The organism is Pseudomonas sp. Pseusp97 (genome assembly GCF_047304025.1).
GTDB lineage: Bacteria > Pseudomonadota > Gammaproteobacteria > Pseudomonadales > Pseudomonadaceae > Pseudomonas.
Genome location: NZ_JBGLYK010000475.1, coordinates 1 through 648 on the forward strand (window position 1 = coordinate 1; position 648 = coordinate 648).

Annotated in this window: 1 protein-coding gene; it reads left to right on the forward strand. The window is 68.5% G+C overall.

Going from position 1 to position 648, the window contains the following annotated elements:
- A partial coding sequence (locus ACCC94_RS29965; RefSeq protein WP_413353205.1) for an MATE family efflux transporter occupies nucleotides 1-466 on the forward strand: 466 nt, incomplete at its 5' end.
- Nucleotides 467-648 lie beyond the last annotated feature (182 nt).

The window sequence follows — 648 nt, forward strand, 5'->3', positions numbered from 1 at the left end:
GCATAGGCCAGCGCCGCGGGATGCGCGCTTCGCCGCCGGCGTGGGCATGGGCGCGGCGCTGGCCTATGCGTGCATTTCCGCCAGCGGCATGCTGCTGATGCGCGAACACATTGCCGGGCTCTACACCCAGGACCCGGAAGTGCTGGCACTGGCCGCCACGCTGCTGGTGTTCTCGGCGCTGTTCCAGTTCTCCGACGCCGTGCAGGTCACCGCCGCCGGCGCACTGCGCGGCTACCAGGACACCCGCGCGACCATGATCATGACCCTGTTCGCCTACTGGGGCATCGGCCTGCCGGTGGGCTACAGCCTCGGCCTCGCCCACTGGCTGCAGGAGCCCACCGGCCCGCGCGGGCTGTGGGAAGGCCTGATCGTCGGCCTGACCTGCGCCGCGATCATGCTGTGCATCCGCCTGTCGCGCAGCGCCAGGCGGCAGATCGTGCTGAACGAAAGGCGCACGGCGGGCTGATCCCCCACAACGCAAAAAGCCGCCCACGGGCGGCTTTTTCATTGAGAGGTCCCACGGGAAGAACACCCATCCTACGAATCTGAAGACTCTGTAGGAGCGGGCGTTGGGGCGGACCGGGTGCCCCCAGGCGCCCGGGGGAAGCGGGTAGCGAGCCAGCACGCGGCAAAAAAATCAGAAACCAC